The sequence below is a fragment of the Microbulbifer maximicatervae (SeqCode) genome, assembly GCF_056232625.1.
Window position 1 is genome coordinate 5,106,520 of sequence record NZ_CP174324.1, and the last position, 25,723, is coordinate 5,132,242.

21 protein-coding genes are annotated in these 25,723 nt (G+C 50.2%); 12 read left to right on the top strand and 9 right to left on the bottom strand.

What is annotated here, in order from left to right; all coding sequences use genetic code 11:
* Positions 1-11 precede the first annotated feature (11 nt).
* Together ACJJI6_RS22230 and imuA are read right to left on the bottom strand one after the other, a co-directional pair.
* Positions 12-1,517: a Y-family DNA polymerase gene (locus ACJJI6_RS22230; RefSeq protein ID WP_475712078.1), complete on the bottom strand. Its 1,506-nt coding sequence runs from the start codon at positions 1,515-1,517 to the stop codon at positions 12-14.
* A gap of 21 nt (positions 1,518-1,538) precedes the next feature.
* Positions 1,539-2,246: a translesion DNA synthesis-associated protein ImuA gene (imuA, locus tag ACJJI6_RS22235; protein WP_475712079.1), complete on the bottom strand. Its 708-nt coding sequence runs from the start codon at positions 2,244-2,246 to the stop codon at positions 1,539-1,541.
* Positions 2,247-2,452: 206 nt separating this feature from the next.
* On the opposite strand from imuA, the gene dcd reads away from it, so the two are divergent.
* The 3 genes from dcd to ACJJI6_RS22250 are packed head-to-tail and all read left to right on the top strand — an operon-like array spanning position 2,453 to position 4,449.
* On the top strand, positions 2,453-3,022 hold the full coding sequence (gene dcd / locus ACJJI6_RS22240; RefSeq protein ID WP_282933840.1) for a dCTP deaminase: 570 nt from the start codon (positions 2,453-2,455) through the stop codon (positions 3,020-3,022).
* Positions 3,023-3,055: 33 nt separating this feature from the next.
* Positions 3,056-4,264 carry a BaiN/RdsA family NAD(P)/FAD-dependent oxidoreductase gene (locus tag ACJJI6_RS22245; RefSeq protein WP_475712080.1) on the top strand — a complete coding sequence of 403 codons (1,209 nt, stop codon included), beginning with the start codon at positions 3,056-3,058 and terminating at the stop codon, positions 4,262-4,264.
* Positions 4,264-4,449 (top strand): hypothetical protein, encoded by a 186-nt coding sequence (locus ACJJI6_RS22250; protein ID WP_413662993.1) that lies wholly within the window; start codon positions 4,264-4,266, stop codon positions 4,447-4,449. The genes ACJJI6_RS22245 and ACJJI6_RS22250 overlap by 1 nt, the downstream gene beginning before the upstream one ends.
* A 197-nt stretch (positions 4,450-4,646) precedes the next feature.
* Here ACJJI6_RS22250 and ACJJI6_RS22255 read toward each other — a convergent pair whose 3' ends face one another.
* Positions 4,647-6,929: a nitric-oxide reductase large subunit gene (locus tag ACJJI6_RS22255; protein ID WP_475712081.1), complete on the bottom strand. Its 2,283-nt coding sequence runs from the start codon at positions 6,927-6,929 to the stop codon at positions 4,647-4,649.
* 767 nt (positions 6,930-7,696) lie between these two features.
* Here ACJJI6_RS22255 and ACJJI6_RS22260 point away from each other — a divergent pair.
* Positions 7,697-8,164 (top strand): RrF2 family transcriptional regulator, encoded by a 468-nt coding sequence (locus tag ACJJI6_RS22260; RefSeq protein WP_475712082.1) that lies wholly within the window; start codon positions 7,697-7,699, stop codon positions 8,162-8,164.
* A gap of 446 nt (positions 8,165-8,610) precedes the next feature.
* Here ACJJI6_RS22260 and ACJJI6_RS22265 read toward each other — a convergent pair whose 3' ends face one another.
* Positions 8,611-8,880: a YMGG-like glycine zipper-containing protein gene (locus tag ACJJI6_RS22265; RefSeq protein ID WP_108734168.1), complete on the bottom strand. Its 270-nt coding sequence runs from the start codon at positions 8,878-8,880 to the stop codon at positions 8,611-8,613.
* Between the two features lie 148 nt (positions 8,881-9,028).
* Here ACJJI6_RS22265 and ACJJI6_RS22270 point away from each other — a divergent pair, with 148 nt between their 5' ends.
* Positions 9,029-9,238 carry a DUF3820 family protein gene (locus ACJJI6_RS22270; RefSeq protein WP_282933831.1) on the top strand — a complete coding sequence of 70 codons (210 nt, stop codon included), beginning with the start codon at positions 9,029-9,031 and terminating at the stop codon, positions 9,236-9,238.
* A gap of 368 nt (positions 9,239-9,606) precedes the next feature.
* On the opposite strand, the gene ACJJI6_RS22275 is transcribed toward ACJJI6_RS22270, so the two are convergent.
* The 5 genes from ACJJI6_RS22275 to gltA all read right to left on the bottom strand — a co-directional run bounded on the left by ACJJI6_RS22275 (position 9,607) and on the right by gltA (position 16,180).
* Positions 9,607-10,155, bottom strand: a complete 549-nt coding sequence (locus tag ACJJI6_RS22275) for a Tll0287-like domain-containing protein (protein ID WP_282933830.1) — start codon at positions 10,153-10,155, stop codon at positions 9,607-9,609.
* An 11-nt stretch (positions 10,156-10,166) separates the two neighbouring features.
* Complete coding sequence (locus ACJJI6_RS22280) at positions 10,167-11,519, bottom strand: cytochrome c3 family protein (protein WP_444911362.1); 1,353 nt, start codon at positions 11,517-11,519, stop codon at positions 10,167-10,169.
* A complete protein-coding gene (locus ACJJI6_RS22285; protein ID WP_444917966.1) occupies positions 11,520-13,547 on the bottom strand; it encodes an FAD-dependent oxidoreductase in 2,028 nt (675 codons plus the stop codon).
* A 489-nt stretch (positions 13,548-14,036) separates the two neighbouring features.
* Positions 14,037-14,573 (bottom strand): hemerythrin domain-containing protein, encoded by a 537-nt coding sequence (locus ACJJI6_RS22290; RefSeq protein WP_413662988.1) that lies wholly within the window; start codon positions 14,571-14,573, stop codon positions 14,037-14,039.
* Between the two features lie 317 nt (positions 14,574-14,890).
* A complete protein-coding gene (gltA, locus tag ACJJI6_RS22295; RefSeq protein ID WP_413662987.1) occupies positions 14,891-16,180 on the bottom strand; it encodes a citrate synthase in 1,290 nt (429 codons plus the stop codon).
* A 439-nt stretch (positions 16,181-16,619) separates the two neighbouring features.
* On the opposite strand from gltA, the gene sdhC reads away from it, so the two are divergent.
* The 7 genes from sdhC (at position 16,620) to lpdA (ending at position 25,653) form a co-directional block, all read left to right on the top strand.
* Positions 16,620-16,994 (top strand): succinate dehydrogenase, cytochrome b556 subunit, encoded by a 375-nt coding sequence (gene sdhC, locus ACJJI6_RS22300; RefSeq protein WP_282933825.1) that lies wholly within the window; start codon positions 16,620-16,622, stop codon positions 16,992-16,994.
* On the top strand, positions 16,988-17,356 hold the full coding sequence (sdhD, locus tag ACJJI6_RS22305; RefSeq protein WP_282933824.1) for a succinate dehydrogenase, hydrophobic membrane anchor protein: 369 nt from the start codon (positions 16,988-16,990) through the stop codon (positions 17,354-17,356). The genes sdhC and sdhD overlap by 7 nt, the downstream gene beginning before the upstream one ends.
* Before the next feature lie 3 nt (positions 17,357-17,359).
* Positions 17,360-19,132 carry a succinate dehydrogenase flavoprotein subunit gene (gene sdhA / locus ACJJI6_RS22310; RefSeq protein WP_282933823.1) on the top strand — a complete coding sequence of 591 codons (1,773 nt, stop codon included), beginning with the start codon at positions 17,360-17,362 and terminating at the stop codon, positions 19,130-19,132.
* Between the two features lie 19 nt (positions 19,133-19,151).
* The gene (locus ACJJI6_RS22315; RefSeq protein WP_282933822.1) at positions 19,152-19,856 is read left to right on the top strand and encodes a succinate dehydrogenase iron-sulfur subunit; all 705 of its coding nucleotides are present in this window, start codon (positions 19,152-19,154) and stop codon (positions 19,854-19,856) included.
* A gap of 211 nt (positions 19,857-20,067) precedes the next feature.
* Positions 20,068-22,899: a 2-oxoglutarate dehydrogenase E1 component gene (locus ACJJI6_RS22320; protein WP_282933821.1), complete on the top strand. Its 2,832-nt coding sequence runs from the start codon at positions 20,068-20,070 to the stop codon at positions 22,897-22,899.
* A gap of 46 nt (positions 22,900-22,945) precedes the next feature.
* On the top strand, positions 22,946-24,145 hold the full coding sequence (gene odhB / locus ACJJI6_RS22325; protein WP_282933820.1) for a 2-oxoglutarate dehydrogenase complex dihydrolipoyllysine-residue succinyltransferase: 1,200 nt from the start codon (positions 22,946-22,948) through the stop codon (positions 24,143-24,145).
* A gap of 65 nt (positions 24,146-24,210) precedes the next feature.
* The gene (gene lpdA / locus ACJJI6_RS22330; protein ID WP_020412682.1) at positions 24,211-25,653 is read left to right on the top strand and encodes a dihydrolipoyl dehydrogenase; all 1,443 of its coding nucleotides are present in this window, start codon (positions 24,211-24,213) and stop codon (positions 25,651-25,653) included.
* Positions 25,654-25,723 lie beyond the last annotated feature (70 nt).

Below are 25,723 nucleotides of genomic sequence, written 5' to 3' on the forward strand. Positions count from 1 at the left end.
GGGGTTTAGGTTTAGCTATAGACGCCATGTAAAAACCACTCTTCGGTTGTAAGATCCTGAAAGACCCAGTAGAGCTCATCTCTTTTATTTCTTGCGATATAGTAATCCCGCCCATGACGCCCGTGCTGCCACCAATAGCCATCAATTCGCTCTGGCCCCTGTAATAGTTGTAGCTCTCCCTGATAAAATAATTTGTGCCCGCTACTTTCCAGTTTGGTTGGATGAGCTAATAGCCAGTTGGGGCGCGGTGCTTGGATGGGCTTAATTTGCTGTCCCTTAGCGTTACTTTTAATTATCAGAGTATCTGTATTTTGCCAGGCCTGCTCTGGTAGGTAGCTTTCTTTTAGGGCAATTCCCGAGAGTGCTTGATGACCGAGGCGGGCTTTTAATTTGTCTAATAGCTGTTGACTGCGTTTATGTTGGCTGCCTTCACCAAATAAATCTTCATCCAGTGATCCCTGCTCCAAGGGGAGTAAATGCTTACAATTTAAGCTGATGGACTGCACTGGCTGATCAAGAGTTACTCTTTCCATTTGCAGCTTGGTTAGTGCTATTAAGCGTTGAGGGTCCAACTGCGGAGTGGAGAGTTCTACGGTTATTTCCTGAGATTTATTTTGGCCGAAATCCATATGCCAATTTAACTGTTGTGTGTAGAGCTGGCGTCGATGCAACTGGGAGCATAATTCCCTTAGTAGGCGACCGATAGGAAATAGCAGCTGTTCGCTATTATCCAAGGGGCTGGGGAAAAATAGCTCGCTGCGGAATTGTGCTGGGGGCTGATAACTACAGACTGGATCTTGGCGAGTCCCGTTCAGGCGTGCCAGGTAGTCCACAAATGGGCGACCAAAACGAGAGCCTACCTCAGAGAGTGGAATAGCGAGCAGTTGGCTTACCCGCTTGATACCACATGCGTAGAGCTTGGAAATAGTTTTGTTGTCGCAATTAAGGAGCTTGGATGGGGCAAAGCTAATCCACTGTCTCCACTGCTGAGGGCTGGGTGGAGAATCTGATCGCGCAAGCCAGTGCCGGTGTTCGGTCAGTTGGCTTAGCATATGAGCTGCACTGGGGCTGTGGCCGAGGCCCATCAGGCTGTGGATTCCCATCTGCTCAAGCTCTTCGCTCAGTTGCTTTATCAATGCTTTGAAGCCACCGTTGGCCTTTAGGCAGCCGCTCAGCTCCAGGAAGAGATGGGCGGGAGTGCTCTCACCATTGCTCAAAGGCCCTGCGGACTGAGGTGATACAAGTGGTGTAAAGCTGTATGCCCACTGGCCCAGTTGCTGTAACTCTTGTTGTTCCCGCTGGGAATCGCGTTGTAGCAGCTGTAAGTCTGCACAGAGAGCAAACGCAGTGGCAATACTGAGCCCGGTCTCAACGCCGCATTGAGATGCCGCTGGGTTTCTATTAATCACCAACTGTTTTTCAACCACAACTTGGGGTAGAGCCTCTTCTCCTTGTTGCTGAGCGCGGGTCAGAACCTCTAACGGAAGCCTGGGGAATTGAATACAAAGCCAGAGCATGGAGCTATCCCTCGAAACCGTTCAGTGCATTGGTTGGTCCCGTCGGACCAGTTTTGCTGCTCTTGCCAAATAGAGGTTTTGGCCAGAGTTTCCGCCCAATTGTTTTAAAAGCCTTAGCGCCAGCTCTCCTTCCCTGGGTGTGAGCTGTAGGCGCAAGCTCGCGGGTGAGGGGTTTGCTGTTTCACACTGAGGGCGAAAATGGAAGTGCAGACAGTCCCCATTGCGGGCAGCGAGCTGCAGGCGACGAAGATCTTTATGGTTCAGGGATTGCCGCCCCTGCCAGCTGAGTAAGGCACCACAGCTTCCGGATTGTAGGGATTGCTCGATCGCCCAGAGAGTATCCTTGGGGCCTCGGGGGTGCAGGATCAGCAGGTTCTCAAGGCGGATACCGCTGTTGGCTAATGAGGGCGCATAGGGGATATGGGGTGGATTGACCAGTATGACCATTTGCCCCCTCTGAGTGAGATTTGCCAAGGCCGGTAGTATTAGGGTGAGTTCACCGATACCCATCTGGTCCATGAGTAGCTCAGTAGTGGCCCCTCTTGGCCAGCCGTGGTTCGCTAGGAGGGCATCGAGGCTTGGATAACCACTGGCGATGCCGTTTCGCTGCCGTCGGGGTTCATTTGCTGCTTGCCAGATATCGGCTCTGGTGAGTAGCTGTGCCAGTTTCTGGTGTTTTTCCTGGCTGTCTAACTGATTGTTTTCTATGAAGTTTTCTGCGCTGCCCACGATTCCACCACTGAATTTTAGTCCGATCCGGCCACTATCTTCGTCTTGAGCTGTATGTGTATACAGTGATACTGTTAATTTATACAGTATCTATCCAGTGGCAACAAGTGAGAATTCATTGGATAGGCACTTTTTTGCACAGCCTAAACCGGCTATGATTCCGCCTCTTTAATTGAGCACTAATTATTCTATTCAGGGGGGACGGAGTGAGTATCAAGTCCGACAAGTGGATTCGCCGCATGGCAGAGCAGCACGGTATGATTGAGCCTTTTGAGGCCGGTCAGGTGCGTCATAACGATAATGGCGATCGACTCATCTCCTATGGCACCTCCAGCTATGGCTACGATGTTCGCTGTGCTCGTGAATTTAAGATTTTCACCAATGTTCACTCAGCGACAGTTGACCCCAAGACCTTCGATGAAAACAGCTTTGTGGATGTTGAAGGCGATCACTGCATTATTCCGCCAAACTCCTTTGCCTTGGCGCGTACAGTGGAGTATTTCCGTATCCCGCGCTCTGTATTGACGGTTTGCTTGGGTAAATCCACTTATGCCCGTTGCGGTATTATCGTCAATGTGACGCCACTGGAGCCGGAGTGGGAAGGTCATGTGACTTTGGAGTTCTCCAATACCACTAACTTGCCTGCGAAGATCTATGCCAACGAGGGTGTGGCACAGATGCTGTTCTTCGAATCCGATGAAGTTTGTGATGTGTCCTATGCAGATCGTGGTGGCAAATACCAGGGCCAGCGCGGCGTTACCCTGCCTCGCACCTGATCACCGGTCTTACTGCAGTACTATTTCCTACCTATGACAGAGGTTTCTACCAGCCAGCTACCTGAAAGCGTCGATGTATTGGTCATTGGCGCTGGGGCAGCTGGACTAATGTGCGCGGCTACAGCGGGCCAGCGCGGGCGCAACGTGTTGGTCCTGGACCACGCCAACAAAGTCGGAAAGAAAATCCTGATGTCTGGTGGTGGCCGTTGCAACTTTACCAATCTCTACACCAGTGCAGAGAACTTCTACAGTAATAACCCCCATTTCTGTAAGTCCGCCTTGGCTCGCTATAGCCAGTGGGACTTTATTGCATTGGTGGAAAAGCACGGGGTTGCCTATCACGAGAAAACTCTCGGTCAGCTCTTTTGCGACAATAAATCAAGGGATATTGTCGACTTGTTACTAGCGGAATGCCGTGCGGCCAAGGCACAGATCCGCACGCGCTGTAGCATTACTCAAATTCGAGCTTTGGGGCAGGGGTATAAGGTCGAAACCAGTATGGGGACGGTTACCTGTGAATCCTTGGTCGTGGCTACCGGAGGCCTTTCTATCCCCACCATGGGGGCGAGCGGGTTTGGCTATGAGATCGCTAAGCAGTTTGGGCTTGATGTAGTCCCAACTCGAGCAGCGCTAGTGCCATTCACTCAGCATAAACGGCAATTAGAGCGTCAGGGTACCCTGCCCGGCACCTCTCTATCCGTGACCGCTTCTTGCGCTGAAGGTAGTTTCCAGGAGCAGATGCTGTTCACTCACAGGGGACTGAGTGGGCCAGCGGTTTTGCAAATTTCCAGCCACTGGCGAGAAGGTCAAACGGTAATATTTGACTTGGCTCCAGAGAAAAATCTGGCAGAGTGGTTACCGCTGCGCCGACAACAGAGCCCGGATAGCCACTTACACAGCGTTTTGGCTGAGGTTTGGAGCAAAAAGTTAGTACAGTTTTTCCTGCAGCGAGCGCAAATTGTTAGCCGCCCTCTAAAACAGTTTGGGGAGGGGGAATTACAGCAAGCTGGGGAAAAGTTACAAAGCTGGAAATTGGTACCGGCGGGCACTGAGGGATATCGCACTGCTGAGGTAACATTAGGTGGAGTCGATACTGCACAGGTCTCTTCCCGTACTATGGAATGTAAAACCCGGCAGGGGCTTTATTTTATTGGTGAGGTTCTCGATGTAACCGGCTGGCTCGGCGGGTTTAATTTCCAATGGGCTTGGGCTTCAGGTCATGCTGCAGGAGAGGTGGCTTAATGGGAGATGTTATTCCTTTCAAAAGAAAAACCGCTTGGCAAAAGCACAAGGGCAGCACCCTGTGCAGGGAAGGTTTTCATAAATGGAAAGTGGTCACTGAGCGCAAGTTTGACGTAAAGCAGGGAAAGTTGGTTACTGAATATCGTTGTGAACGCTGTGGAAAAACGAAAATTAAACACTTGTAAATTTTCTCTCTCCAAATCCGATATTCATGGGGCAGTTCAATTAATAGTTAGGTAATTTACTCTCCCCTGTTAAGAAAATTGTCAAAACTCAGTGTCTTTAATACGGGTGATTACTGAGAAAAGATATTTTGGGGGCAGCAAATAATGCAACGTTACTGTTGAGTTACGCAGTAACGTTGCATAGGTTTATAAGTAGATTAAGAGACTGATTTGGTTTGCCCTGATAGATAGTCTACTGAACTGTGCCTCTTTAGGTTCAGCACGCCTTGTGTTACTTGCCATGTGATAGCCAGTGCACCGACGATAAACACCACATCACCAATAGTTCGTATCCATCTTAGAGTAACTAGCGTTCCACTTTGCATTAGGGTTTCACTGCGGGCATACCAAAGGCCTTCTGAAGCGCTCGCCATAAACTGGATAATACCGACCGGCAAAAGGCTGGTGAACAACATTAAAGCCAAACCTATATTCATCCACCAGAATGCCGTTTTCATCAATTTCTCGCTAAATATAAACTGGGGACGAATATATCTAAGAACGAGTAAACTAAAGCCCAATGCCAAGAACCCATATACTCCAAACAATGCACCATGGGCATGTGTGGCTGTGGTATTTAAGCCCTGAAGATAATATAACGCTATCGGTGGGTTAATGGTAAAGCCAAGTACGCCTGCTCCTAACATATTCCAGAAAGCAACAGCTACAAAAAACATCAAAGGCCATTTGATTTTCACCATCCAGGGTGCACGATTTTTTAAGCTATAATGATCCCAGGCTTCATAACCCAACAAGATAAGTGGGACCACTTCGAGTGCACTAAATGTGGCCCCTACCGCCATAACGGGTGTTGTCGTCCCTGAGAAATATAGGTGGTGAAAAGTTCCCGGTACACCCCCTAGTAAAAATAATGACGCTGAAGCTAGAGAAGTCACAGTCGCCATGCGTTTAGATACAAGGCCCATGTTGAAGAAGATAAATGCAAGCGCAGTTGTAGCAAAAACTTCAAAGAAACCTTCTACCCATAAGTGCACTATCCACCAGCGCCAAAACTCCATAACCGATATGTGTGTGCGCTCGCCATAAAAGAAGCCTGCACCATAAAATAATCCTATGGCAATTACGGAGGCGGCAAACAGGGCTAGCAGGTTTTTATCACCCTTTTGCTTTAATGCTGGAACAATACCGCGCAGCATTAATGCCAACCATAGTACGATGCCGGTAAATTTACCGATTTGCCATAGTCTACCAAGATCTACAAATTCATATCCTTGATGGCCCAGCCAAAAGCTGAGCTCTGGTGGCAGAGTTTGTGCAATGGCTAGATAATTGCCGACAAATGATCCAATAACGACTGCTATCAATGCCCAAAACAATATATCAACACCAAGTTTTTGGAACTTAGGATCTTTACCACCGTTGATGATTGGAGCAAGAAATAGCCCGGCAGCTAAAAATCCTGTAGCTATCCAAAATAGAGCAGCCTGTATATGCCAGGTGCGTACCAGGCTGTATGGAAACCACTCCGATGTCTCTATCCCATAGAATCCTTGTCCTTCGACAGTATAGTGGGCAGTAAAACCACCTAAAAAAACTTGGAAAGTAAATAGTCCTACTATAGCTAGTAAGTATTTTCCAAGAGCTTTCTGTGAGGGAGTTAATTTGAAGGTGCTGATTGGATCTTGCTTGGGGGCAGTAGGGTGTTTGTCTTCAGTGCGTAGGAACGCCCATGCCCAAACTAGGGCGCCAATGCCGGCAATCAATAAGACCACGCTAATAATAGACCAAATAATATTTTCGCTAGTTGGCTTATTATCAATTAATGGTTCGTGGGGCCAATTGTTAGTGTAGGTTGCGCCACCTGTTGAACGCTCGGTTGAAGCTACCCAAGAAGTCCAAAAGAAGAACTCAGTAAGTCGTGCTCGGCGATCAGCATCGGGCAGTGTAACCTCTTTCATTGCGTAATTTGCGCGGGTTGGCTGTAAAGCGGGATCACCTCCAAAAAGTGCATTATAATATTTTGCAGTTTTCTCTATAGCTGTGATTCTTCGCTTAGATAAAGTGGCAATTCCAGATTCTCTGTTATAGGTGTTGGTTCTATAATCTAATTTAAGGTCATACAGAAGTTTGTGTTTTTCTCTTTTGGATAAAGATTCATATGGGAGACCAAATTCCTCTTTTGCCGCTATTGATAACCAATTAATTAGCTCTCGATGTAACCAGTCAGCGGTCCAGTCTGGGGCTTGATAGGCACCATGCCCCCAAATAGATCCCAGTTGCATTCCTCCAACGGATTGCCAAGAAGTTTGACCATCTAAAATTTTATCTTTAGTGGTCAGTATTTTGCCATTTTCTGAGACAAAGGCGTCAGGTATCGGAGGTGCCTTCCGATATATTTCACTGCCAAAATATCCGAGTATTGAAAAGGTTACAGTTAAAACGCCGATCAATGTCCACCAAAGAGATTTGTAAGTTCTCATCAGAGTTATCCTTGCCAATATAAATTGGCTTTTTTAGCAATATGCTATTTAAACTATTAATTTTCGTATATCTCCCTAGGCTGCTTGTAAAACAAAACATCGTAAACATCGGGTATCTCTAATTTTTTGGAGTGGATCTATGATGCCTGATTGAGTGTTAATAGGTTTTAAGCCTGACTTTTCGCGTTCTTGCTTAGCTGCGTTGATCTCATGAGATTGGCCTCCAGTAGAGGCGTTAACTTGCAACAGAAAAAACATAAACTCTCCTTTTTCTTGCGTTGCTTGAATAAATCAAATTGAGAATGGGCTTCTCAAAATAATGTTTGGTCTTGTAAGACATTGAATTTTTAGGTGACCGATACCTTGTATTTGGGTAGTGAAAAATGGCCAATAATCGTTGTTAACCTGCCGCCCCTGGGTAGAGTTTGTGTAAGCGAATATATCGAAGTTCACTTCTTGGCCTCCTGAATTAATTAGCGGCCTTAAATTCAGGAAAGCAGCCCCTGACTTCAGAGCGCTTTCGCTCGAAATTCCTCTAATAGCTTTTGGGGCAGTCATAAATAGCACATTCGGCTGTAACCGTAGCCTAAGGGCTAGGTTGAACGAGCATTTGAGACTGAGCATTCTCTACCCCTTTATCTATACATGTATATGAGATACATCTTTTGCGCAGCAATTTACACCTAAATTCCAATGATGTAAACTAGATGCATCTTTAAATTTTCAAGGGATGAAAATTCTTGGCTTCACAATGAGGGACTTTGCCAATGAAGATCACGCAATTTACCGACTACTCTTTGCGAGTGTTGATGTACCTTGCTATACAGGATCGAGAGTTAGTAACCATCAGAGAAGTTGCTGAGCGCTACCAAATATCTAAAAACCACCTAATGAAGGTGGTACAAGAGTTGAATCTCAAAGGCTACTTGATTGCAACCCGGGGTAAGTATGGTGGCATTCGGCTAAGCCGAGCTCCTGAAGACATTAATGTTGGAGAGCTAGTTCGATTATTGGAGCAAGATACCGTGTTAGTAGAATGCTTTGGGACAAATAATCAATGTGTCATAACTCCTGCGTGTAGGTTAAAGAAAATGTTCGCCGAGGCTATGGAAAATTTTTTTATTTGTTTGGAGCAATACACCTTGGAAGACCTAGTATCAGGCCCGAGTCAGACTGACCTTATCAATATACTAGCTTTTCCTGCGAAAATTGAGAGGGCGCAGCAAGGTCCCTAGGTTAGGCTTATCTTATATTTGCTTGAGGGAGAAAAAGTACAGTTTTCCATTCAAAGCCTGGAAGATTCATACTCTAGGGCCTTTATTACATAAGGGGCTTTGTATCCCGCCAGATGAAAAGCCTATCTTCAATTTCCTCTCACCCTATATCAGGTAGCCACTCAATGCACGTTGGTCTGAGGGGGGATTGGGAGTGCTTCTTGGAGTAGGGAAATACTCAGCACAAATTTATTGCTCCTGCTCAAGCGTAATGCCTTTATCTGGGAGATGGTTGCTGAATATCGTTATGAGTGCCGTAGTAAAACGAAAGCGAGGATTGTGCCAATTTTGTCTTATAGGAACCAGTTTAATTGGGAGTCGGCTTCCCTGCCTGCCTCAGTAGTGCGAGTATCGAAGTGCAATGACACCCGCACTATACTGATTAGCAACTAAAAATAAGCAGCGAATTAATAACGATAGTAGCGACCGCGATAACGATAGTAATCTCTGCGCTTTCTTTCCCTATCATAGAGGTAGCCTGCACCGGCACCAATAACCGCACCTGCGGCAGTGCCACCAGGGCGCCCGCCACTGATCAAGGCACCTGTTACTGCGCCTATACCGACACCGGTGCCGATTCGGCGGTCAGTATCACTCATATTGGCGCAGCCCGTACCTCCAAGGCTTGCAGTCAATACTGCGGCCAAGCTGAGATATTTGATAGCTTTGATACGCATAGACACCTCTGTTACTGGAAGGTTGAGGTATAAAGAATCGGCGCAGGCCGACTATTTCGGAGCCAGTGTAGAGTCCGCATGCACTGGCAACAAATCCAAATTGGGAGTTTCATTCCCTTTTTTTGTCGATATTTAGGTGGTTGTTAAGGTGTTCGAAAAACAAGACTTGGTAGAACTGGCTCGACTCAAAATGCCATTTGGAAAATACTCGGGCCGGGTTTTAATAGATTTGCCTGAGGAGTACCTGCTTTGGTTCGCAAAAAAGGGGTTTCCAGAGGGGCGTCTAGGACAGTTAATGGCATTAGCCTTGGAGATAAAAGTAGAGGGGTTGCAGGGGCTTATTGATCCTCTGCGCTGATCTTTTAGTAGGTTTTCTCAGTATTGCAGTCACCTTGGTCGGTTTGCTCTGCGGGACTTTGACATTAATATAGTAATGCCTAGGTGTGCTTTGCGGAGCGAAGCCCAAGAAAAAGCGGGCCGTAATGGAGACTGGACTGACCCGGAAATAGGCCCACAGCGGGTAACCACTGGTCTGAATGATTTCAGCGAGGTAGTAGCGGGAGTAGAGCCAGTCAGCTTAAAAGAGGGAGCGGTCGAAACGAATTCGGCCGCCACTCTTTTAAATTATTCTAAACTCAGTTCTCACCGACTAATATCCGCCGGCAATATTTTGTGAGAGAGTTGCCCGACTCGAAAGTCGGACGCAGCTATCTATTGACTAACTGATTAGAGTGGGATTCGGATAACAACACCACCCATAGTGTGGCCCAGCTCAAAGTCAGTGCGCGGGCTGTCTACGTGATCGTTGTGACAGCTCACACAAGCAGGTGAAACACCTACATCCGCATATACTGCAGTGAAGTACTCGGTATCACCTAGTTTTTCGCGGCCGTAAAAGTTTTTCCCTGGGTTGTCGATTACGTACTGCAAGCCCTCTTTTTCCATCTCAGTGCGCGGTTTGTTTTGCTTGTTGATTGGCCACAGGGAGAGCAGGGCATAGTTAAAGCCAGACTCATTTTCGGCAACACGCTCAGCTCCCATACGCATCATCTGCGCGGGGAGTGGTAGCAATTTCTTATCTTGCCAGTGCTCATCAGCGTCAAGGATTTTCTCCTCGTTCTGCAGGCGGTTTACAACCTTGTTGGTGTAGTTGGCCCTGTCTGCTTCGATAACGGCAAAGATGGCATCCGCCATTCGCTCCGGAGCAACTCCCTGGTTTTTCTCACAGCCGGTGAGCAGTGCCAGTCCAGCGATAATACAAGCGGCAATACGCATATTTTCCCCTCCTATTGGGATTGATTTTGCTTGTTTTTGCTTTTGGTAATCCTTGCAATACGCTCGCGGATCAGCTCGAATGTTTCATGCTTCTCTGCGGGTTTATGCTTGAAATTATTGTTAATCAGAGTTTTGTCAGCCAGGGCAGCAAGGGAGAATTCGGCTCCATGGCAGCTCAGGCAAACGGGCATCATTTTTTCATTGGGGCGAAGGTTATGATTTTGATTATGGTTAACTACAACCTGTTCGCCATGGGTTTCCCGTGGTAAATGGCAGCTGGCACAGCTTACGCCACCCTCTGGGTTTGAATTCCAGGTATCGAAGTGAGGGGACTCTTTGTAAGAGAGACTGTGCTCATCACTGTGGCAACCCAGGCAAGCCTCTACAGCGGCAAATTGCAGATTTACTTCATGGGGCCCGTGACAACTGACACAGCTCAATTCATCCGTTGCGCTGGTATTCATGGGAAGGCGGGCCTGTTGCGGGGAGATGGCGCCGACCTGCTGGATAAAGCCCTCTTCCAGCTTGTTGGACATGCGCATTCCATGTTTTCCTTGAGTGAAGGATTCTTTTTGATCGCTGTGGCAACTAGCGCATTGCTCGACAATCTCAACGCTACTGAATTGCATTTGCCCATCGACGTGACAGCTGCTGCAGTTCACCTCTGTTTGTGCGTGAATACTCTGTGCCCAGACTGTTGCGATTTCTGCAGTCTGGCTAGAGCTGCTAATGTCTGCTTCGCTAACTTTTAAAGGGGCTTTATCTGAATGCTCATTTAGCCAGGACTGAACTGCTGTACGAGCAGGTAGCTTGGCAGTTTCCAATAGATCAGGTTGATCAACATGGGCGATAAGGAAGTCTTCATAGAGGGAGCCATTATCGTGATAGTTGTGGCAGCCCGCACTCGCGCAGGTTTCAAATCCCAGGTCTTTGTGACTACTGCGCTCTTCGGCAATATCGCTATGGCAGTGAAAGCAAAAGTCGCCCGCCAGGGTTACGCCCATCTCTCCTGTGATCTGTGGTTTGTGTTCAGTGTGACAACTTACACATAGCCGTGCGTCAAGAGTTTCCAGAAGTACAGCATTGCGCGGATCTAAAAATTTCTGCCGGGGGTGTGAGTCGTCTACAAGCTCCAGTTCTTCCGCATGGCAATTCAGGCAAGCTTGCTGAACAGCATCCTCACCGGCAAAGCCATCGGTATGGCAGGAAGTACAAGCCAGCTCAATTTGATGGTGACCGTGCGTGGCATCTCCACTGATAAATAGAGATTTATCGTCAACGTTAAGGTTGTATGCCACCGCAGAGCCGATAGCCAGCGTTAGCAATACACCGTAATGCCAGAATTTAAATTGATATGATTTCATCTAGAAGTAATAAACCGCAAAAATATGGTAGGCGAGAAGGACCGGTAAGGCCCAGAGCAGGGCATAGTGAACTCGGGACCACCATTTTCGGTGTTCGCGAAGTTTCAGGTCAGTCCAATGGTGGTTGCGCGCCATAAAAACGCCGACGAGAGAACCAGTTGCGGTTGCAGTTAGAAATACCAGCATCAATGCTAAATTCAGGTTTTCACCAAGGCGGAAGCCTGAATGTACAGCGAGTGCAAGTAGAGCGATTAAACCTGTAACGCTGTGTGCATAGCGCCAGTGATCGACATGCCCAAGGCTAAGTTTATTCCAACGTTTCCTGATACTGAGAGCGGCAGTAAACAGGCACATAGCGAGAATGGTATAGCCCGTAACCTGCTTCCAAAAATTGTCGTACCAGAGCTTTTCCCAAAAAAGTGCAGTCTGTACTGAGGGGGAAACTGGAGCTGGCGGCATCAGGAAAGCCAGGGCTATCAGGATTAATGACAGAACAGAAGTTATCAATATCCCCTTGGAGTGCCGCATTACCAAGTTGGGAGCTGGCACATCCAGAAGCTCAGCCATTAGTGGGCGGCAACTACCACAAACAGATCCGGCTGTTGTCGCTTGTTGCAGCTCATTTAAATTGCGCTTCCCAGCGGAAATAGCCTTGCATAATTCCCCTTTGGTGACAGAGTTACACTGGCAGACTAGATAACTATCGGGAAAATCTTTAATGCTATTGCCGCTTTTTTTGGCAAACACTCGCCCTTCGCTTTCAAAGTCTTTCAGTGTGCGCAGAGAGATTTTTTGCTCCTGTGCTACGGTCTGGCGCAATTCATTGGCTTCATCCCAGCTGCCAATATAAATGGCCCCAACGATGTATTCACCTTTGATAAATAAGCGTCTATAGATCCCCTTAAAACGATTGCGATAGACATGGCTCTCAACGCCCTCTTGCTGATTGAGGTTTTCCGGGGTTACCTCTCCCATTATTCCGCAGGGAATATGGGCAATTTTCAGCTGAATATCGGTATAAGTGCCGGAGTAGGGCTGCGAGAGAGATTTACCGCTATGGTTGCGACGAATATGTGAGCAGCAGCTTTCAGCTTGTTCGTAGCCCGGTCGGACCAATTGGTAGACTTTCTTGTCAAACTCAGCGCACTCGCCTACGGCGTAAATATCCGGGTCGGAAGTTTGCATCCATTCATTGACTACGATTCCGCGTTTAGTTGAAAGTCCGCTCTGTTCGGCCAGGCTAATTTCCGGCTTAATCCCAGTGCACAACACGATAGCGTCGACGGGAATTTTTTCGCCACTTTCAAAAGTGAGTAGGCGCTTGCTATCGCTCTCTTCAATGGATGTTAGGGAGTCCGAAATTTTTAACTCTACACCCAGTGCAGTGAGTGCGGACTTTAGGAACTCCTCTCCTTCTTCACCCAGGAGCCCGCTGAGCAAGTGTCCTCTGGATTGTAAAGTGATGTTGTTTTTAGGTGTTTTTAACGCGGTTGCAGCTTCAAGGCCCAGAGCACCAGCACCGATAACACAGATGTCTGCATTCTGCTCCCTTAACTCCAGTAAATCATTGGTGTTACGCAGACTTCGAAAAGGGTAAACACCAGGTAGATCCGCACCCGGAATCTTCGGAATAATAGGATTTGATCCAGTCGCTATTATTAGCTTGGAATAAGGTTGTATATTCCCTGCAGCATCGGTGACTGTTTTTTTGGAGCGATCAATAGAGACTATTTTACGGTCAATATATTCTGCTAGGCGGTGGTCACTTTGACTGAGAATAGGGTTATCAAGCTCCTCCAACTCTACATGGCTTGATAGATATTGAGAAAGTTTAACCCGGTTGTAGGGAGACTCTGTTTCTGCTCCATAGATAACAATTTGAGCTTCATCACAGAACTCTAATAATTTTTGTGCACAACGCACACCCACCGGACCAGTACCGATAATTACATAAATTGGGTAACTGTTATCATTAGTATGGATGCCGCTTGGTAATTGCTCGACAAGTGTGTCGTCTAGCTCAGTCATACCTCCCCCCGACTGCTTTGATTTTCTATTAGTCTTTGTATTTTTAATTTGTCTGCCAGATGGCCTGCTATTTTTCTTAGACTAATATCCCACTCTTTGGTGTTTTTTTGAATTCTAATCCCTATATGTTTAAACAAAATTAAATAAACGTCTAGTACCGATTAGAACATGACGATAGAGAATTGGGTGTAAAGTAAGGTCAGGTCGGAAAATAAGGCTGGATTTAACTGATGCGCACAGTTTTTTTGGGGAGCTAAATGTATCTTGCCCAAATTCGGTGCTTAAATTTAATTTGGCTGTGAAAAATTGGCGGGGTAAGGGGAGTGCTTTCCAGTTACTTTGTGACCGCTGAGCGGCCAAAAAATATGCGGCCCCGTCCTTGTGGGCTGCGGACTGTAAAATAGTATGCCTATTGTAAAGATTTGTTTCTTATCGGCATTCCTAGGTTAAATATCTCACTACTCCTGATAAAAAAACTAAACGTTGCTTTTAGGAGGGTTGGTAAAGGACGTAGAGTTCTTTTTCTTCTAGGGCAGTACGGCGAGTTAGCGCTTCACCGATTTTCTGATAATCCATTTTGAAGTCGCGAACCATTTCAGGAGTGAAGGCTTCGTGGTTATAGCGCTTGCAAAATTGCACAACAGCATTTGCAATTTCATTCATATCGGTGCGGAAATCTTTAACTACTTGCAGTGTGTGGGCATCGCCAGCCAGTGCTTGCTCCAGGTATACGTAAAAACGTACATTTTCTTTGATTAGATGGGCCTGGAAGCCAGATTTAAATTGGGTCAGTAGCTGCGACAGCTGGCGGTAGTTCTGCTTCTCATAACCCTCTGACCACATGCGCTGAAAAATACTGATCAGGGTGCGGTGATCGTCTTCAAGGGCTTTAATTAGAGTGGGATCGTAAGAGATTGTGCGGGCACCTTTAGCTCCTGCATAAGAGCTGCGAGTATATTTTTCCTCAAGGTCCGCCGCGTCTTCTGTTTTGTTACTTCGGAACATTCCAGAAATAAAACTAAGCATGAATTTAGTCTCAGTAAATTTAAAGGTTTGTTATTAGGTCTGATAGCGCCGCGAAGTTGGGGGTAACTTAAAGAAAGCAAAGCTATTTGGGTCCCGGCGGGCGTGGCGGATTTTACATTGGATGACAGTTGGTTTAACTGTTATGGAAGGGGCGAGTAAAGCAAAATTTTCAAAGTGGGACTTGTGTCACATTTTAGACCTTTGCTTTTTAATTTTTATCGAAATGCAGTTGATTATTGCCGGTAGAATCAAAATAAATTTAAATATCTAATTAATAAAAAAACCCGGCATAGCCGGGTTTTTTTAATTGCTTGAGCTTAGCGTTGCTCGAGCGGTACATAATCGCGCTGCGGGTAGCCGGTATACAGCTGGCGAGGACGACCAATTTTGTACGGATTGGAAATCATTTCATTCCAGTGTGCAATCCAGCCTGAAGTACGGCCGGTGGCGAAAATTACGGTGAACATATCGGTGGGGATACCGATAGCCTTCATAATAATGCCGGAGTAGAAATCTACGTTCGGGTAGAGTTTCTTCTCTACGAAGTAATCGTCCTCAAGGGCGATTTTCTCCAGCTTCTTGGCGATCTTCAGCAGAGGATCATTTTCTGCACCCATGGCGCCCAAAACTTCATCACAGATGCCCTGCATTACGCGGGAGCGAGGATCGAAGTTCTTGTAGACGCGGTGACCAAAACCCATCAGGCGGAAGGGGTCATTCTTATCTTTGGCGCGCTTCACGAATTCGTCGATACGGCTTTCGTCGCCAATTTCCTGCAGCATGTTCAATACCGCTTCGTTGGCACCGCCGTGAGCGGGTCCCCACAAAGTGGCAATGCCGGAAGAAATACAGGCGAACGGATTGGCACCAGAAGAGCCAGCCAGGCGAACAGTGGAGGTGGACGCATTCTGCTCGTGGTCTGCGTGCAGCAGGAAGATGATGTCCATTGCCTTGGCGACAACCGGGTCTATCTTGCTGGGCTCGCAGGGGTTGCCAAACATCATGTGCAGGAAGTTCTCGGAATAGCTGCGGCTATTGTCCGGGTACATGAAGGGCATGCCCTGGGAGTGCTTGTAGCACATCGCTGCCAGGGTTGGCATCTTGGCAATCAGGCGGTGGGCGGAAATCTCGCGGTGCTCTGGATTGGTGATATCCAGGGAGTCGTGATAGAAGGAAGCGAGGGCGCCGACTACGCCACACATCATCGCCATTGGGTGGGCATCGTAACGGAAGCCTTTAAAGAAGCTCACCAGGGATTCGTGAACCATGGTGTGAGACATAATGGTGTCTACATACTTCTTCTTTTCTTCTGCGTTGGGCAGTTCGCCATTCATCAGCAGGTAGCAGGTTTCCAGGTAATCGGATTTTTCTGCCAGTTGCTCGATGGGGTAGCCGCGGTGCAGCAGTTGGCCCTTGCCGCCATCAATAAAGGTGATCTTGGAATCACATGAGGCGGTAGATACGAAGCCCGGGTCGTAAGTAAATAAGCCTTTACTGGTCAGACCGCCGACATCAATAACATCGGGGCCGAGGGTGCCGGAGCGAACTGGCATCTCAAGGGCGCCGTCGATACCATCGACTGTGAGGTGCGCTTTTTTATCGGACATTGCGGACTCCTAAAAATGTTCTTATGCCGGCCTTTTCCCGCTGTTTTCGGGAGCTAGCGGCCTTTTGAGCGGGGCCAAACTTAAGTGCCGCGCCGCAAATTGTCAAACCAAAAGGAATGGACGACCAGTCTATTGGCGACAGGATATCCGGTTCCGCTCCATACTCGTAGAGTATTTGTCTAGATAATGCACAGGAAAGTCTGAGGAAATCCCGCGATTCCCGATTTACTACGCGATACTGGTGGGAACCCGGCGTAATCGCAGGCGTTCGTTGTGTTTTGACTAGTGAATGCCTATAATCCGCGCGGCTTGCGCCATGGTACGGCTACTTTGTATAAGGCTTCATCAGGTCGAGTGCAAAGTAATCAGCAAGCAGCTCGTCCCTCCATTGAAAAGCTAACGGGCGCCCGGTCGTTCAGGGCAACAAGGTGTTTTTCCTGTGAACAAAAACAGACCTGTCAATTTAGACATTTCCACTATAAAGCTTCCCGCTACCGCTGTGGTTTCCATTTTGCATCGTATTTCCGGTGTAGTGCTCTTCGTTGTTGTTGCACTACTACTGTGGATGCTCGATGTCAGTTTGGAATCCGAGCAGGGATTCGCCGAAATTGCAGCGGTATTTAACAGTATCCCTGCCAAGCTCATTCTCTGGGCATCGCTGGCGGCACTTATTTACCACATTCTGGCAGGTGTTCGTCATCTGTTTATGGATATGGGAGTAGGTGAAAGTCTCGAAGGCGGCCGTCGCAGCGCTGTGTCAGTGCTGGTGCTGGCTGTAATCCTTATTCTTCTGGCGGGAGTATGGTTGTGGTAAAAACAGTAACAAGCTTTGGCCGTAGCGGTACTTTCGATTGGCTCTACCAGAGAGTCACTGCGGTAATATTGCTCGCCTATACCCTCTTTATAGTGGGTTTTATCTTTTTTAGTAAAGACTTCGGCTACCAGGCCTGGTCCGAACTGTTCGCCCAGCGCTGGATGCGTGTTTTCAGCCTGGTTGCCTTGCTGTCCACCATTATTCACGCCTGGATTGGCCTCTGGTCCGTGGTAACTGACTACATCACCAACCGGATGATGGGCGGTAAAGCCACTGTTCTGCGCTTGTTCGTAGAAGTGATTCTGGCTGCCGTTGCCGTGTTGTACGCGGTGTGGGGCATTGAAATTCTTTGGGGTGTATAAGCAATGGCGAACATGCGTACTATTTCATTTGACGGGATTGTAATTGGTGGAGGCGGTGCCGGTATGCGCGCTGCCCTGCAGATGGCCCAGTCCGGCTATAAAACTGCGGTTATTACCAAGGTATTCCCGACTCGTTCTCACACAGTATCTGCCCAGGGTGGCATTACCTGTGCAATTGCCAGTTCAGATCCCAACGATGATTGGCGCTGGCATATGTACGATACCGTTAAGGGTTCCGACTATATCGGTGACCAGGACGCTATTGAATATATGTGTTCCGTAGGTCCAGAAGCGGTATTTGAGCTGGAGCACATGGGCCTGCCTTTCTCCCGTACTGAGGAAGGTCGTATTTATCAGCGCCCCTTCGGCGGTCAGTCTAAAGATTTCGGCCGCGGTGGCCAGGCTGCACGTACTTGTGCCGCTGCTGACCGTACCGGCCATGCACTGCTGCATACCCTCTATCAAAACAACGTTAAGCACAAAACCGAATTCCTGAACGAATGGTTTGCGATTGACCTGGTGAAGAACCAGGACGGTGCTGTTGTGGGTGTGATCGCCATGTGCATCGAAGATGGCGAAGTGGTTTATATCAAATCCAAAGCGACTGTATTCGCTACCGGCGGTGCCGGTCGTATCTTCGCTTCCACCACCAACGCACACATCAATACCGGTGACGGTGTCGGTATGGCCCTGCGTGCCGGTATGCCGGTCCAGGATATTGAGATGTGGCAGTTCCACCCCACTGGTATTTACGGTGCCGGTGTACTCGTGACCGAAGGTTGTCGCGGTGAGGGTGGCTACCTGATCAATAAAGATGGTGAGCGTTTTATGGAGCGCTATGCGCCCAACGCCAAAGACCTCGCTTCCCGCGACGTTGTGGCTCGCTCTATGGTTCTCGAGATTCTCGACGGCCGCGGCTGTGGCCCGGAAGGCGATCACGTATTCCTGAAGCTTGATCACCTGGGTGAAGAGCTGCTCAACAGCCGTCTGCCCGGTATCTGTGAGCTGTCCAAGACCTTCGCCCACGCCGACCCGGTTAAGGTGCCGATCCCGGTAGTACCTACCTGTCACTATATGATGGGTGGTATTCCCACCAACGTTCACGGTCAGGCTCTGACCCAGGACGCTGCGGGTAACGATCAGATTGTTGATGGCTTCTACGCCTGTGGCGAAGTTGCCTGTGTGTCCGTACACGGAGCCAACCGCTTAGGCGGTAACTCCCTGCTGGACCTGGTGGTATTCGGTCGCGCTTCCGGCCTGTTTATTGAGAAGTCCCTGCGCGAAGGTATCGAGCACCGCGAAGCTTCCGAGTCTGATCTCGAAGCCGCTATGGCTCGCTTGAATCACCTGGAAACCAATGAGAAGGGTGAGAAGGCTGCCGACCTGCGCAAAGAGCTGCAGGGCGTGATGCAGAACCACTTCGGCGTATTCCGTCGCGGCGACTTTATGGCCGAAGGTGTGAAGAAGCTTGCAGATCTGCGCGAGCGTATTGAAAATGTGCGCCTCGAAGACAAGAGCCGCGCGTTTAACACCGCCCGTGTTGAAGCGCTGGAGCTGCAAAACTTACTGGAAGTTGCCGAGGCCACTGCAGTTGCTGCAGAGACCCGCACTGAGAGCCGCGGTGCTCACGCCCGTGAGGACTTCCAGGAGCGCGATGATGAAAACTGGCTGTGCCACTCTATGTATTTCCCCACGGAAAAACGTGTTGGCAAGCGTGCAGTAAACTTCGCGCCTAACACTATGGAAGCCTTTGAACCGAAAGCTCGGACTTACTGATTCGGGAGCGGAATAGAGTATGTTGAAAGTAAGCATTTACCGTTACAACCCGGAAACCGACAAAGCGCCTTATATGCAGGACTATGAACTGGACACCAAGGGCAAGGACCTGATGGTGTTGGACGTTCTGGAACTGCTGAAAGCCGAAGATCAGACCTTGTCTTTCCGTCGTTCCTGCCGTGAGGGCGTTTGTGGCTCTGACGGTATGAACATTTCCGGTCGCAATGGTCTGGCGTGCACTACGCCACTGTCTGAAGCTGCCCCCAAGGGTAAACTGGTTCTGCGTCCGCTGCCGGGCCTGCCTGTTATCCGCGACTTGGTTGTGGATATGGAGCAGTTCTACGAGCAGTACAAGAAGATTGAACCGTACCTGCAAAACGATACCCCGGCTCCGGCCATCGAGCGTCTGCAGTCTCCGGAAGATCGCGAAAAGCTTGACGGTCTGTACGAGTGTATCCTGTGCGCCTGCTGTTCCACTTCCTGTCCGTCTTTCTGGTGGAATCCGGACAAGTTTATCGGCCCAGCTGGTTTGTTGCAGGCTTACCGCTTCCTGGCAGATAGCCGCGACCTGGCTACTGATGAGCGCCTGTCAAATCTGGATGACCCCTTCAGCGTATTCCGTTGTCACGGTATTCAAAACTGTGTCAATGTTTGCCCGAAAGGACTGAATCCGACGCGCGCGATCGGCCATATCCGCAATATGCTGCTGACCCGCGCCGTGTAGGGGATGCTGCGGCCGGTTATCGGCCCGCTGGGGTTCGCGCTCTGCGAACCCGGTGCCAGGTAGGGTGCCAAGCAAACGACAAAAAGCCGGTTCTAACCGGTAAAAAACTGAAAAGGGGAGGTGGCTTTGTGCGCCTCCCCTTTTGTGAGTGAAAGGAAAGCGCAGTGGCTCAAGAGAAGATAAGCACACTGCAATTGAGGTAGGCATCAACATGCACGAAAGTACCATGGAGCAGCTGTGGCGTAGCTCCCATATCTCCGGGGGCAATGCTGCCTACGTGGAGGAGCTTTACGAGACCTATCTGCACGACCCCAACGGTGTCCCCGAGGAGTGGCGCAATTATTTCGATAGCCTCCCCCGCGTTGAGGGCAGCAGCGATGTTTCCCACGCCGCTGTTCGCCAGCACTTTGAGCTGCTCAGCAAACACCGCGCGCGCCCGGTGGCCGCTCCCGGTGCGGCCGGCTCTGCCAATATTGAGCACGAGCGTAAGCAGATTAAAGTTCTGCAACTGATCGATTCCTACCGCCATCGCGGCCATAAAAAAGCGACCCTCGACCCCCTGGGCTTGATGGCTCGTGAACAAGTGCCCGACCTGCAACTGAGCTACCACGGCCTGACTGAGGGTGATTTCGATACCACCTTCAATACCGGTAGCCTGTTCCTCGGTAAAGAAGAGGCGACCCTGCGTGAAATCGTCGAGGGTTTGGAGAATACCTACTGTGGCAACCTGGGTGCGGAGATCATGCATCTCTCCAACCTGGAAGAGCAGCAGTGGTTCCAGCAGCGCCTTGAGCGCAGCCAGTCTAAAGCCAACTTCGGCACCGACATCCAGATTGAAATCCTGCAGCGCCTTTCCGCCGCTGAAGGCCTGGAGCGCCACCTGGACTCCAAGTACCCTGGCACCAAGCGCTTTGGTGTAGAGGGTGGTGAGAGCCTGATCCCGATGATGGACGCTCTGATCCGTCGCTCCGGCACCTACGGGGTGAAGGAAGTGGTGATCGGTATGGCCCACCGCGGTCGTCTGAATACCCTGGTCAATATCCTCGGTAAAAACCCTGCGGATCTGTTCCAGGAGTTTGAAGGCAAGAAGACCCTCGATACTTCCGGTGACGTGAAGTACCACCAGGGCTTCTCTTCCAACGTGATGACTCCCGGTGGTGAAGTGCACTTGGCCCTGGCCTTTAACCCGTCGCACCTGGAAATCAGTGCGCCCGTGGTAGTGGGTTCCGTACGCGCCCGCCAGGATCGCCGCAAAGATGCGACCGGTGAGAAAGTAATGCCGATCAACATCCATGGCGACGCGGCTTTTGCCGGCCAGGGTGTGGTGCAGGAAACCCTGCAGATGTCCCAGACCCGCGGTTACTACACCGGCGGTACTGTGCACATCGTACTGAACAACCAGGTGGGCTTTACCACCAGCAAGCGTGAAGATGCCCGCTCCACTGAGTACTCCACCGATCCCGCTAAGATGATCGATGCGCCGGTGCTGCACGTAAATGGCGACGACCCGGAAATGGTCGTATTGGCCGCGCTGTTGGCGGTGGACTACCGCTACGAATTTAAGAAAGATATCGTTATCGACCTGGTCTGCTACCGTCGTCGCGGCCACAACGAGACCGATGATCCCTCTGGTACCCAGCCGCTGATGTACCAGACTATCCGCAAGCACAAGACTACCCGCACGCTCTATTCCGAGAAGCTGGTGGGCGAGGGCATCCTGGACAAGGTTGCCGCAGACAAGCTGGCCAACGATTACCGCGACAAGCTGGATGCCGGTGAAGACGTTGCTACCGGTCTTGTGAAGAAGCCGGACTCCTCCATGTTTGTGGACTGGAGCCCCTACCTGGGCCACGACTGGCAGGTGCCTGCAGATACCGGCTACGCGCTGCCGAAGCTGCAGGATGTCGCCACTCGCATGACCAACGTGCCCGATGGTGTGGTAATGCAGCGCCAGGTCTCCAAAATTTATGAAGACCGCCGCAAAATGGCCGGTGGCGCCCTGCCTCTGAACTGGGGCATGGCGGAAACCCTGGCTTACGGTACTCTGCTGGAAGAGGGCTTTATGGTCCGCTTTACCGGTGAAGACGTGGGTCGCGGTACCTTCTCCCACCGCCACGCGGTGGTTCACAGCCAGAAAGACGGTCAGAGCTACGTGCCTTTGCAGCACATGTTTGAAGACCAGCCGCCTTTCTATATCTACGACTCGCTGCTGTCCGAAGAGGCGGTGTTGGCGTTTGAATACGGCTACGCCACCACGACACCAAAGTCCCTGGTGGTGTGGGAAGCCCAGTTTGGTGACTTCGCCAACGGTGCCCAGGTTGTAATCGACCAGTTCATCACTTCCGGTGAGCACAAGTGGGGCCGTATGTGCGGCCTGGTAATGCTGTTGCCGCACGGCTACGAAGGCCAGGGCCCAGAGCACTCCTCTGCACGCCTTGAGCGTTTTATGCAGCTGTGTGCGGAGCACAATATCCAGGTGTGTAACGCCACTACCCCAGCGCAGATCTTCCACCTGCTGCGTCGCCAGGCGGTGCGCCCAATGCGTCGTCCTCTGGTGATTATGAGTCCAAAGTGGATTCTGCGTCACAAGCTGGCCACTTCCAGCCTGGAAGAGCTGGCAGAAGGTCGCTTCCACAACGTGATCCAGGACCAGGGCGTAGATCCAGACAAAGTGAAGCGTGTGGTTCTGTGTTCCGGCAAGGTTTACTACCACCTGCTGGAAGCCCGTATGGAGCGCGAACAGGAAGATGTGGCGTTCGTACGAATCGAGCAGCTGTACCCATTCCCGGACGAAGAGTTTGTGGAAGCGGTTTCCGCATTCAAGAAGATCAAGAGTGTTGCCTGGTGTCAGGAAGAGCCCATGAACCAGGGCGCCTGGTACTCCAGCCAGCACCACTTGCGTCGCCTGTTGTCGGAAACCCATCCGAAGCTGGATCTGGAATATGTGGGCCGCGCCCCATCCGCAGCACCTGCGGCGGGCTATATGTCCACGCACCTTGAAGAACAGAATAAGTTCATCAACGAGGCGCTGACCGTCAAATAACCGGCGGCAGTAATAAGTGAAGAGTCAATCTCAGGAAACAGAAAAAATGACGATCGAGATTAAAGCGCCAACTTTCCCTGAATCAGTTCAGGACGGAACTGTCGCCACCTGGCATAAACAACCTGGTGAAGCTGTGTCCCGCGATGAACTGATCGTGGATATCGAAACCGATAAAGTTGTGCTGGAAGTTGTTGCACCTGCCGATGGTGCCCTGACTGAAATCATCAAGGGTGAGGGCGATACCGTTCTCTCCAATGAGGTGATTGCCAAGTTCGAAGCGGGCGCTGGCGCAGCTGCTGCCCCGGCGGAAGAAAAAGCAGAAGCTCCGGCTGCCGAAGCCGCAGCTCCTGCGGCTGGCGACAAAATTGCTATGCCATCTGCCAAGAAAATGGCTGCTGAGAAGGGCGTAGACCTGGCCGGTGTTGAAGGCACTGGCAAGGGTGGCCGCGTTCTTAAGGAAGACGTAATGAAAGCGGGCACTGCGCCGGCTGCCGCTGCTGCACCTGCCGCCGCTGTTGCTGAAGTTGCGGTTGCTCCGGGTGAGCGCGTAGAGAAGCGTGTTCCTATGACCCGTATGCGCAAGCGTATCGCTGAGCGCCTGCTGGACGCTTCCCAGTCCACCGCCATGCTCACCACCTTTAACGAGGTGAACATGAAGCCGATTATGGATCTGCGCAAGAACTACAAAGACCTGTTTGAGAAGACCCACAACGGCACTCGCCTGGGCTTTATGGGCTTCTTCGTAAAAGCTGCAGTAGAAGCGCTGAAGCGTTACACCGCAGTGAACGCGTCTATCGACGGCAACGATATCGTTTACCACGGTTACCAGGATATCGGTGTAGCGGTTTCCTCTCCGAAAGGCCTGGTTGTGCCGATTCTGCGCAATGCGGAGAACATGGGCCTGGCGGATATGGAAAACAATATCCGCGATCTGGGTGTTCGCGCCCGGGATGGCAAACTGTCTATCGAAGAGATGACTGGCGGTACCTTCACCATCACCAACGGTGGTGTATTCGGTTCCCTGCTGTCCACTCCGATTTTGAATCCACCGCAAACCGCAATTCTGGGTATGCACAAAATCCAGGAGCGCCCGATGGCGGTAAATGGCAAGGTGGAAATCCTGCCGATGATGTACCTGGCGCTGTCCTATGACCACCGTCTGATCGATGGTAAGGAAGCGGTTGGCTTCCTGGTAGCGATCAAGGAAATGATCGAAGATCCAGCGCGTATCTTGCTCGAAGTTTAAACAATAAATCTTGGGGCCTGCGGGCCCCCTCGATCACACTGCATTAGAAATATCTGGAACTGATCATGTCCGAAAAATTTGACGTAATCGTAATTGGCTCCGGTCCTGGTGGTTATGTCGCTGCCATCCGTGCCGCTCAGTTGGGCTTGAAAACGGCTTGTATCGAAAAGTGGAAAAACAAGGAAGGTAAATACGTAAATGGCGGTACCTGCCTGAACGTTGGCTGTATTCCTTCCAAGGCACTGCTGGACAGCTCCTGGAAATACCACGAAGCCAAAGATGCTCTCGACGTGCACGGCATTGAAGTCGGCAAGGTCAAGATGGATGTGAGCAAGATGATCGAGCGCAAAGGCGAGATCGTTAAGAAGCTGACCGGTGGTGTAGCAGGTCTGTTCACCGCCAATAAAGTGACCTCCATTTTCGGCACCGGCAAATTGCTGGCGAACAAGAAAGTGGAAGTAACCGACGACGAAGGCAACAGCACCGTCTACGAAGCTGAAAACGTCATTCTGGCTTCCGGTTCTGTACCGGTAAATATTCCGCCCGCTCCGGTAGACAACAAAATTATTGTCGATTCCACTGGTGCTCTGGAATTCACTGAAACTCCAAAGCGTTTGGGTGTTATCGGTGCCGGTGTTATCGGTCTGGAGCTGGGTTCTGTATGGAACCGCCTGGGCTCCGAAGTGGTTGTTCTTGAAGCGATGGACAAGTTCCTGGCGATCATGGACCAACAGGTTGCCAAAGAGTCCCAGAAGATCTTCAAGAAGCAGGGCCTGGATATCCGCCTCGCTTGCCGCGTAACCGGCTCCGAAGTGAAAGGCGAAGAAGTGGTTGTTACTTACCAGGACAAAGATGGTAAAGAGCACCAGGAAACTTTCGACAAGCTGATCGTTTGCGTTGGTCGTCGCCCTTACACCGAAGGCCTTCTGTCTGAAGATGCCGGTGTGAAGATGGACGAGCGTGGATTCATCTATGTCAACGACCTGTGCATGACTTCTGCACCGGGCGTATGGGCGATTGGTGACGTGGTACGCGGCCCAATGCTGGCACACAAGGCCTCAGAAGAAGGTGTTGTGGTTGCCGAGCGCATTGCTGGCCAGAAGCCGATGATGAACTACGACGTGATCCCCAACGTTATTTACACTCACCCGGAAATCGCTGCGGTTGGTCGCACCGAAGAGCAGGTGAAGGCCGATGGCGAGCCCTACAACGTAGGCAGCTTCCCGTTTGCTATCAACGGCCGCGCTATGGCCGCCAACGATACCCAGGGCTTTGTGAAAATCATTGCTCACGCGGAAACTGACCGCGTACTGGGTGCCCATATTGTTGGCCCGTCTGCCGCAGACTTGGTTCAGCAAGTGGCGATCGCGATGGAATTCGGCTCCAGTGCTGAAGACATCGGTATGACGGTATTTGCGCACCCGACTCTTTCCGAAACTGTGAAAGAAGCGGCGCTGGGAGTGAACGGCCATGCGATTCACACCGTAAATCGCAAGAAGCGCAAGTAAGAATATTTTTCGATTTCGGGGCACTAATTATTGATTAATTAGCGCCCCGGTTTCATTTGTGGAATTTGAA